General features: G+C 71.2%; 9 protein-coding genes. 1 reads left to right on the top strand and 8 read right to left on the bottom strand.

Features of this window, described 5'->3' with window-relative positions; all coding sequences use genetic code 11:
• Positions 1-163 precede the first annotated feature (163 nt).
• The 8 genes from KDM41_15965 to rplU all read right to left on the bottom strand — a co-directional run bounded on the left by KDM41_15965 (position 164) and on the right by rplU (position 6,949).
• On the bottom strand, positions 164-1,042 hold the full coding sequence (locus KDM41_15965) for a lysophospholipid acyltransferase family protein (GenBank protein MCB1184923.1): 879 nt from the start codon (positions 1,040-1,042) through the stop codon (positions 164-166).
• A 62-nt stretch (positions 1,043-1,104) separates the two neighbouring features.
• On the bottom strand, positions 1,105-2,070 hold the full coding sequence (locus KDM41_15960; GenBank protein MCB1184922.1) for a KpsF/GutQ family sugar-phosphate isomerase: 966 nt from the start codon (positions 2,068-2,070) through the stop codon (positions 1,105-1,107).
• A 50-nt stretch (positions 2,071-2,120) separates the two neighbouring features.
• On the bottom strand, positions 2,121-2,792 hold the full coding sequence (locus KDM41_15955) for an HAD hydrolase-like protein (protein MCB1184921.1): 672 nt from the start codon (positions 2,790-2,792) through the stop codon (positions 2,121-2,123).
• Positions 2,779-3,624 (bottom strand): 3-deoxy-8-phosphooctulonate synthase, encoded by an 846-nt coding sequence (gene kdsA, locus KDM41_15950; protein MCB1184920.1) that lies wholly within the window; start codon positions 3,622-3,624, stop codon positions 2,779-2,781. Before kdsA ends, KDM41_15955 begins: the two co-directional genes overlap by 14 nt.
• Positions 3,625-3,651: 27 nt before the next feature.
• The gene (locus KDM41_15945) at positions 3,652-5,391 is read right to left on the bottom strand and encodes a CTP synthase (GenBank protein ID MCB1184919.1); all 1,740 of its coding nucleotides are present in this window, start codon (positions 5,389-5,391) and stop codon (positions 3,652-3,654) included.
• Positions 5,392-5,448: 57 nt separating this feature from the next.
• Positions 5,449-6,243, bottom strand: coding sequence for a 3-deoxy-manno-octulosonate cytidylyltransferase (gene kdsB, locus KDM41_15940; GenBank protein MCB1184918.1), 795 nt, complete (start codon positions 6,241-6,243; stop codon positions 5,449-5,451).
• Positions 6,244-6,344: 101 nt separating this feature from the next.
• Positions 6,345-6,602: a 50S ribosomal protein L27 gene (rpmA, locus tag KDM41_15935; GenBank protein ID MCB1184917.1), complete on the bottom strand. Its 258-nt coding sequence runs from the start codon at positions 6,600-6,602 to the stop codon at positions 6,345-6,347.
• A gap of 35 nt (positions 6,603-6,637) precedes the next feature.
• Positions 6,638-6,949, bottom strand: coding sequence for a 50S ribosomal protein L21 (gene rplU, locus KDM41_15930; GenBank protein ID MCB1184916.1), 312 nt, complete (start codon positions 6,947-6,949; stop codon positions 6,638-6,640).
• Positions 6,950-7,360: 411 nt separating this feature from the next.
• Here rplU and trxB point away from each other — a divergent pair, with 411 nt between their 5' ends.
• On the top strand, positions 7,361-8,302 hold the full coding sequence (trxB, locus tag KDM41_15925) for a thioredoxin-disulfide reductase (protein MCB1184915.1): 942 nt from the start codon (positions 7,361-7,363) through the stop codon (positions 8,300-8,302).
• Positions 8,303-8,345 lie beyond the last annotated feature (43 nt).

The raw sequence follows: 8,345 nt of genomic DNA, 5'->3' as shown, positions 1-8,345 counted from the left end.
CCGCCGGCGGCGCGGCATCGCCGGCGCAGCCGCAGAGCGCGCCGCACAGGGCGATGCCGGTCAGGACGCCGGCGGGAACGATGTTCGCGAAGGGCGGGGGCAGCGGCGGTCGCATCGACATCCTCTCCGGGATACGGGTCCGGGTTTCCGTCAAGATAGGCGTTCAGGTGTCGGGAGACCAACGGCGATGGAACCACACCCATTGGGCCGGGTTCCGCCGGACGAACGTCTCGAGGGCCCCGTTGCAGCGCGCCAGGAACCCGGCCGCCGTCTCCCCGCCGGCGGCGTCCGGGCGCAGCGGCGGCAGATGGTGCATGACGTGGCGCCGGGACGCCGCGTCCCACACCCCCACCACCGGCAGCACCGGGATCCCGTGGCGCAGGGCGATCCGCGCCGGACCGAGCGGCGTGGGCGCCGGCACGCCGAAGAAAGGCACCGGCAGGTTGCGCACGCCGGTGCGCTGGTCCAGGAGCACCGCCACGACCCCGCCCCGGCGCAGCAGCGCCAGCAGGGGCCGAACGCCCCCGTCGCGCGGAAGGGGCTGCATGCCCAGGTCGCGTCGACGCCCCTGCAGCAGGTCGTCGACGGGCGGGTTGTGGACCGTGCCCGTGACCACCCCGAGGGGACCGAGCCCGCGGGACGCCAGTTCGCGGGCCACCCACGCGCCCGCCAGTTCCCAGCAACCGATATGCCCGGTCAGGATGAACACGCCTCGCCCCTCCGCCGCCAGTCCGGCCAGGACGGTGGCCGTGTCGGCGTCGCCGGACGCCGACGCCGGGGCGGTCGCGATGACATCCGGCCGCGACACCAGACGCGGCGCCGCCAGGGTGTGGAAGAGGTTGATGCCGAGGTGGTCGACCGCCGCGGCGAGGAGCCGCTCGCGCGCGGCCGCCGAAGTGTCGGGAAAGGCCCGGGCCAGGTTGGCCCGCGCGACGGCCACGTCGGCGGGGCGCAGACGGCGGGCCAGACGGGCCAGTCCCACCCCCAGCCCCCGCCCCCAGGCCAGGGGCAGGACCTCCACCAGACCGAGCAGCAGGCGCACGAGCAGCCAGTAGCCGCGCCGGCGGAGGCGCCGCCACCAGGGGAGCCGCGGGGCGCCGGCGCTCAGAGCAGCCCGGCGCGCAGCACGTCGTGGATGTGCAGCAGGCCGACCGGGCGGTTGTCGCCGTCGACGGCGATCAGCAGGGTGACGGGCCCGCGGCGGCGCTGCTCCATCATGCGCAGGGCGTCGATGGCCAGCATGTCGGGCGGGATGGTGGTCGGACGGGGGTTCATGGCCTCGGTGATGGGGCGGTCCAGGGCATCGGCGCGCTCGAGCAGGATGCGCTTGACGTCGCCGTCCACGCACAGCCCGGCCAGGCGCCCGTCGGCGGCGACGACGCAGGTGCCGCCGAGGCGCTTGCCCACGATCTCGGGCAGGGACTCGCGCAGGGTCAGCTCCGCGGGGACCACCGGCAGTTCGTCGCCCGTGTGCATGAGCTCGGACACCTTCATCAACAGGCTGCGGCCGAGAGCCCCGCTCGGGTGGAAGACCGCGAAGTCCTCGGCCTCGAAGCCGCGCAGGCGGATCAGGCTGGTGACCAGGGCGTCGCCCATGGCCATGGCCGCCAACGCCGAGCTCGTCGGCGTCAGGTTCAGGGGGCAGGCCTCGCGGGCCACCGGGGTGTGCAGGACGATGTCGCTGCGGTCGGCCACGTCGGACTCGGCCCCCGCCGTGATGGCCATGGTCGTCATGCCGAAGCCCTTGCAGGTGGTCAGCAGGTCGACCACCTCGGGGTTGTTGCCGCTGCGCGAGATGGCGATCAGCACGTCCGCCCCGCGCACCACGCCGAGGTCGCCGTGGGCGGCCTCGACCGGGTGGATGAAATGGCTCGGCGTGCCCGTGCTCGTGAGGGTCGCGGCGAGCTTGCGGGCCACGATCCCCGACTTGCCCAGCCCCGTCACCAGCACGCGGCCCTCGCAGGCGAGCAGGGCCCGCACCGCCGCCGCGAAGGAAGCGTCGAGGCTCGCTTCCACGTCGTTCAGGGTCCGGGCCTCGGCGGCGAAGGTCTCGCGCCCCAGGGCCACCAGGGCCGCGTCGCTCAGCTCGGCCGCGGAAGGCTGCCGGCGCGCCTGCGGGTTCACGAGGGGTCCCCCTGGCCGGCCGGACGCACGTCCGAGCCCAGCTCGGACCGGGTCGGCTGGTGCTCGCGGATCATGAGCCGCTCGAGGGCCTGGCCCATGAGGCCGGCGCTCTTGAGCACGAGTTCGATCACCTCGCGCACGGCGCCCCCGCCCCCGGGCGCGGTGGCGACCCAGGCGCAGTGCTCGCGCACCTCGCTGGGCGCGCCGGGCACCGCCGTGGGCACGCCGACGTGGAACATGGCCGGCAGGTCGATGACGTCGTCGCCCATGTAGAGGGCCTCCTCGGCCTCGCAGCCGGTGGCGTCGAGCACCTCGGCCAGGGCCTCCATCTTGTCGAACCGGCCGAGCATGATCGCGTCGAAGCGCAGTTCGGTGCAGCGGCGCCGCACGATGGCGCTGTCGCGGCCCGTGATCACGGCCAGCTTCAGACCGCCGAGCCGGGCCAGCACCAGCCCCAGCCCGTCGTGGGCGTGGAACTCCTTGAGGGCCTCGCCGTCCGGGCCGTAGACCAGGCTGCCCGGCGTGAGCACGCCGTCGGCGTCGAAGACCAGCAGCCTGACGCGCGCGAAGCGGTCGGCCAGATCCTCGCCCAGGCGGATGACGGCCTCCTGGCGGTAGTCGGAATCGTTGTGGGGCGGCCAGTGGCCGGCGGGTTCACGGGCGGTCATGGTCACCCTCCAGGTAGAGGTCGCGGTGCCGCACCAGCTCGGCCAGCAGGGGCGCGAAGGCGTCCAGGGGCAACTGGCTGCCCGCGTCGCTGCGCGCCCGGGCGGGTTCCGGATGCACCTCGAGGAAGACGGCGTCGGCCCCGGCCGCCAGGCCGCAGCGGGCCAGCAGCGGGATGAACTCCGGCGCGCCGCCCGTGGTCTGGCCGGTGCTGCCCGGCGACTGCACGGCGTGGGTGGCGTCGAAGACCACGGGCACGCCGAGGTCGCGCATGATCTTCGTCGACCGGAAGTCGACGACCAGGTCGCGGTAGCCGAAGAACGAGCCCCGCTCGGTGAACAGGACGCGCTCGCAGCCGGCGTGGCGCAGCTTGCCCGCGGCGTGGGCCATGTCGGCGGCGGCGAGGAACTGGCCCTTCTTCACGTTGACCACCGCACCGGTGGCTCCGGCGGCCTCGAGCAGGCTCGTCTGCCGGCAGAGGAAGGCCGGGATCTGCAGGATCTCGCACACCTCGGCCACGGCGGCCGCCTCCTCCGGATGGTGGATGTCCGTCAGCACGGGCACCCCCACCTCGCGGCCGATGCGCCCGAGCAGGTCGAGGCCCTCGTCGAGGCCCGGCCCGCGGAAGGAGGTCGAACTGGTGCGGTTGTCCTTGCGGTAGCTGCTCTTGAAGCAGTAGCCGACGCCCGCCTCCCGGCACGTGGCCGCCACGCTCGCGGCGGTGGCGAGCATCTCGTCCGGGTCTTCCAGGACGCAGGGACCGGCGATGACGTAGAGAGGCTGGCCGCGTCCGACGCGGCGACCGCCGATGGTGATGGGTTCAGCGCAGGCCATGACCTTCCCTGTCGTTGGGCCGTCGGCTCAGCCGGCGGCCGTCTCCTCGTTGCGGGCCCGGGGATCGGACGCCGCCGGCGCCGTCTCGGCGCCCTCGCCACCGGCCCCGCGGGGCGTCGGCGTCCGGCCGGAAGCCTCGTCGCGCAGCCGCTCCTGCCGGGCCACGGCCGCCCCCACGAACTCCCGGAAGAGCGGATGCGGACGGCGCGGCCGCGATTTCAGCTCGGGATGGAACTGCACCGCCAGGAAGAACGGGTGGGCGGGCAGTTCGAGCATCTCCACCAGCTCGCCGTCGGGCGAGGTGCCGGAAAAGACCACGCCCGCCTCCTCGAAGGCCGCGCGGTAGGCGTTGTTCACCTCGAAGCGGTGGCGGTGGCGCTCGCTGATCTCGAACTCGCCGTAGCAGTGGTAGGCCCGGCTGCCCGGCGTGATGACGCACGGGTAGGCCCCCAGCCGCATGGTGCCGCCCTTGTTGGTGACGCCCTTCTGGCTCTCCATGAGATGGATCACCGGATGGGGCGAGGCGGCGTCGAACTCGGCGCTGCCCGCCTTCTCGAGGCCGACCAGGTCGCGGCCGATCTCGATCATGGCGCACTGCAGTCCGAGGCAGATGCCGAAGAACGGGATGCCGTTCTCGCGGGCGTAGCGGATGGCGTTCACCTTGCCGGGGATGCCGCGGTCGCCGAAGCCGCCGGGCACCAGGATGCCGTGGCAGCCGGCGAAGATCTCGGCCAGGCGGCGGTCGCCCACCTCCTCGCCCTCGAGGGTCTCCGAATCGACCCACACCTGCTCGACCCCCACGTGGTTGGGGATGCCGGCGTGGATGAAGCTCTCGCTGATGCTCTTGTAGGCGTCCTTCAGCTCGATGTACTTGCCGACGATGGCGATGCGCACGGTGTCCGGCGGGCTGACGATGACGTTCACCATGCGCTCCCAGTCCGACAGGTCGGGCGCCGGCGTCTCGAGCTTCAGGCGCTCGCAGAGCAGCCCGTCGAAGTTCTGCTCGTGCAGGTTCAGGGGCACCTCGTAGATGCTCTTGACGTCGCGGCCGTCGAAGACGTGCTCGTAGGGCAGGTTGCAGAAGAGCGCGATCTTGCGCCGCGCGTCGTCGCCGATGGCGTGGTCGGCCCGGCACATGAGGAAGTCGGGCTGGATGCCGATGCTGCGAAGCTCGCGCACCGAGTGCTGGGTGGGCTTGGTCTTGATCTCGCCGGCCGCGGCGATGTAGGGCACCAGCGTCAGGTGGACCGAGGCCGAGTCGTGCATGGGCAGCTCGAGGCGGAACTGCCGGATGGCCTCGAGGAAGGGCAGGCTCTCGATGTCGCCCACGGTGCCGCCGATCTCGGTGATGATCACGTCGACGTCCGGGTTCTCCTTGGCGGGCAACAGGATGCGACGCTTGATCTCATCCGTCACGTGAGGGATGACCTGCACCGTGCGACCCAGGTACTCGCCCTTGCGCTCCTTGGCCAGGATGGTCTCGTAGACGCGACCGCTGGTGAGGTTGTTGATCTGGGAGAGGTTCGTGTCGGTGAAGCGTTCGTAGTGCCCCAGGTCGAGATCGCACTCGGCGCCGTCGTCCAGGACGAAGACCTCGCCGTGCTGGAACGGGCTCATGGTGCCGGGATCGACGTTGAGGTAGGGGTCGAACTTCTGCAGCACGACGTTCAGGCCCCGCGCCTTCAGGAGGTTGCCGAGCGAGGCGCTGGCGATCCCCTTGCCCAGGGCCGAGACCACGCCACCGGTGACGAATACGAACTTGGCCATGTCTTCCTCTCCCGGCGCGGCCCCGCCCCCGCGGCGCCGCCCGTCCATGTGGCCGCCCTACTCCCCGGGCCGCCGTTCCTGCCAGAGCCGGCGCACGTCCTCCAGGTCCGCCGGCGTATCGACTCCCACGGGCGCCCGCTCGATCGGGACGACCCGGATCACGAACCCGTTCTCCAGGGCCCGCAGCTGTTCGAGCCCCTCGGCCAGTTCGAGCGGCGTGCGCTCGAGGGCCAGGAAACGCTCCAGCGCGTCGCGCCGGAAGGCGTAGATTCCCACGTGGCGCCGCGCCACCGCGACGCCCGGCGTCACGTTCCCGGGAAAGGTACCGGGAATGGGCGCGCGCGAAAAGTACAAAGCCCGGTCCGCGCGATCGCACACGACCTTCACCGTGTTCGGGTCGGCGAAGGCGGCGCCGGCCCCCGCCGGGAAGGGATGGGCGCAGGTGCCGATGTCGCAGTCCGGGTCGGCGCCCATGGCGGCGATCAGCGCGTCCACGTCGTCCGGATCGAGCAGCGGCTCGTCGCCCTGCAGGTTGACCACGAGATCGACGTCATGACGCCCCGCCACTTCCCCGATGCGGTCGGTTCCCGTGGCGTGGTCGCCGGTCATCTCGACGGTGCCGCCGGCCGCCCGCACCGCGGCGGCGATGCGCTCGTCGTCGGTGGCCACGACGACCCGCGAGGCTGCGGCGATGCGGCGGGCGTTCTCCAGGACCCGCACCACGAGTGGCCGGCCGGCCAGATCGGCCAGGGCCTTGCCCGGGAAGCGGGACGAACCGAAGCGGGACGGGATGACGATGAGGACCCGGCTGGGGTCGAGGGGGGAAGGCCGGCGGATCGAGTCGTGCGCCATGGACCACCTGCTGTCGGACGCCGACGGCGTCCGGAAACTCGAAAAGAGAGAAGCCCACCCCGGAGGGGGCGGGCTTCGATCCCATTGCTCATCCGCGCCGCTTACGCGAAGGGCTGGATGTTCACCCGCTTCTTGTCGCCGCGGAAGTCCTCGAAGACCACCGTGCCGTCGATGAGGGCGAAGAGCGTGTCGTCGCCGCCCTTGCCGACGTTCTTGCCGGGGTGGATCCGGGTGCCGCGCTGGCGCACGAGGATGGTGCCGGCCGACACGGCCTGACCGCCGAAGCGCTTCACGCCCAGATTCTGGGGATTCGAATCGCGGCCGTTCCGCGTCGATCCGCCTGCTTTTTTGTGAGCCATGGTTCGCTCCCTTTCCGCTGCCGCCGACGGGCGGGCTAGCCGTTGATCCCGGTGATCCGGATCTCGGTGTAGTGCTGACGGTGGCCGTTCTTGCGGCGGTAGTTCTTGCGGCGCTTCTTCTTGAAGACCACGATCTTGCGGCTGCGCCCGTGGCCGACGACCTCGGCGGCCACGCTGGCGCCGGAGACCACCGGGGTGCCGACCTTGATGTCCTCGCCGTTGGCGACCAGGAGCACCTCGTCGAAGGTCAGGCTCGCGCCCTCCTCGGCATCCAGCAGGGGCACCTGCAGCTTCGTATCGGGGGTGACCCGGAACTGCTGGTTCTTGATTTTCACAACGGCGTACATGTCTGGTTTCTCCCTGACGTCTTCCCTGCCGCCCCGACCTGCGGCGATGAATCGGTTCATCGCTGAAGGGGGCGGTCCGGCTCGGGGGCCCGGCGTCCGGCGGTGGCCGCGGGCGGGCCCGGTCGACGGACGCGCAAAAACATCCGTCAGGGCCGCTTCCCCGCGTCGACGGCGCTGCGGCCGCGGGCGGTTCGACTGGCCCGGATTTCCTTGGCAAGCGGGTATAATAAATGCCTGCAACGGCTGCCGTCAAGGAATCCTCGCCAGAATTCCCCTTTTTCCGCCGACGGTTGACAATCCCGCGGATCGTCGTAGTGTTTGCGGCACGAAAACGCGACGGGAGGGGGAAGCCCCGATCTCCCACCAACTTGCCGGGATTTCAACCGGCAACCGACCAGGAAGGCGCACGCCATGAGCGAAACCAGGGATCCCAAGGTGATCATCGTCGGTTCCGGCCCCGCGGGCTACACCGCGGGCCTCTACCTCAGCCGGGCCAACATCCCCAACCTCCTGTGCGAGGGCGACCAGCCCGGCGGGCAGCTGACGATCACCACCGAGGTCGAGAACTACCCCGGCTTTCCCGACGGCATCGACGGCCCCCAGCTGATGACCCAGTTCCGCGCCCAGTGCGAGCGGTTCGGCACGGTCATCCGGAGCGAGACGGTCAAGTCGATCGACATGTCCGCCCGGCCGTTCAAGGTCGTCACCACCGGCGGCGAGTACACGGTGCCCGCGGTGATCATCGCCTCGGGGAGCTCGGCCAAGTGGCTGAATCTGCCCGGCGAGAAGGATTTCTACGGCAAGGGCCTGAGCGCCTGCGCCACCTGCGACGGCTTCTTCTTCCGCGGTCAGGACGTGGCCGTGGTCGGCGGTGGCGACACCGCGCTGGAGGAGGCGACCTTCCTGACGAACTTCGCCAACAAGGTCACCCTCATCCACCGCCGCGACGAGCTGCGCGGCTCGAAGATCATGCAGGACCGGGCCCTGGCCAATCCCAAGATCGAGATGGCCTGGAACAGCACCATCGCCGAGTACCTCGCCGACGAGAACGGCAACCTGCGCGGCCTGAAGCTCGAGGACACGGTCGACGGCAGCCGGCGCGAGATTCCCCTGCAGGGCTGCTTCATCGCCATCGGGCACGTGCCCAACACGGCCTTCCTCGCCGGTCAGCTCGACATGGACGAGAACGGCTACCTGATCACGCGGCCCGACCGCACCGCCACCAACGTCGAGGGCGTGTTCGCCTGCGGCGACGTGCAGGACCACTACTACCGCCAGGCCATCACCTCGGCGGGAACGGGGTGCATGGCGGCCATCGAGGCGGAGCGGTGGCTTGGGGAGCAGGGGTTGTAGGACCGGGCGGGGTGTCATGAACGGAAGCCGCGTCCGGTGGGGG

Source organism: bacterium (assembly GCA_020440705.1).
Taxonomy (GTDB): Bacteria; Krumholzibacteriota; Krumholzibacteriia; order LZORAL124-64-63; family LZORAL124-64-63; genus JAGRNP01.
This window is presented reverse-complemented; position numbering and strand designations above follow the sequence as displayed.

Bases quoted from the DNA above. Each gene is read 5' to 3' on its own strand.
- trxB (MCB1184915.1), top strand. From the start codon at position 7,361: ATGAGCGAAACCAGGGATCCCAAGGTGATCATCGTCGGTTCCGGCCCC.
- rpmA (MCB1184917.1), bottom strand. From the start codon at position 6,602: ATGGCTCACAAAAAAGCAGGCGGATCGACGCGGAACGGCCGCGATTCG.
- kdsA (MCB1184920.1), bottom strand. From the start codon at position 3,624: ATGGCCTGCGCTGAACCCATCACCATCGGCGGTCGCCGCGTCGGACGC.
- KDM41_15955 (MCB1184921.1), bottom strand. From the start codon at position 2,792: ATGACCGCCCGTGAACCCGCCGGCCACTGGCCGCCCCACAACGATTCC.
- KDM41_15945 (MCB1184919.1), bottom strand. From the start codon at position 5,391: ATGGCCAAGTTCGTATTCGTCACCGGTGGCGTGGTCTCGGCCCTGGGC.
- rplU (MCB1184916.1), bottom strand. From the start codon at position 6,949: ATGTACGCCGTTGTGAAAATCAAGAACCAGCAGTTCCGGGTCACCCCC.
- kdsB (MCB1184918.1), bottom strand. From the start codon at position 6,243: ATGGCGCACGACTCGATCCGCCGGCCTTCCCCCCTCGACCCCAGCCGG.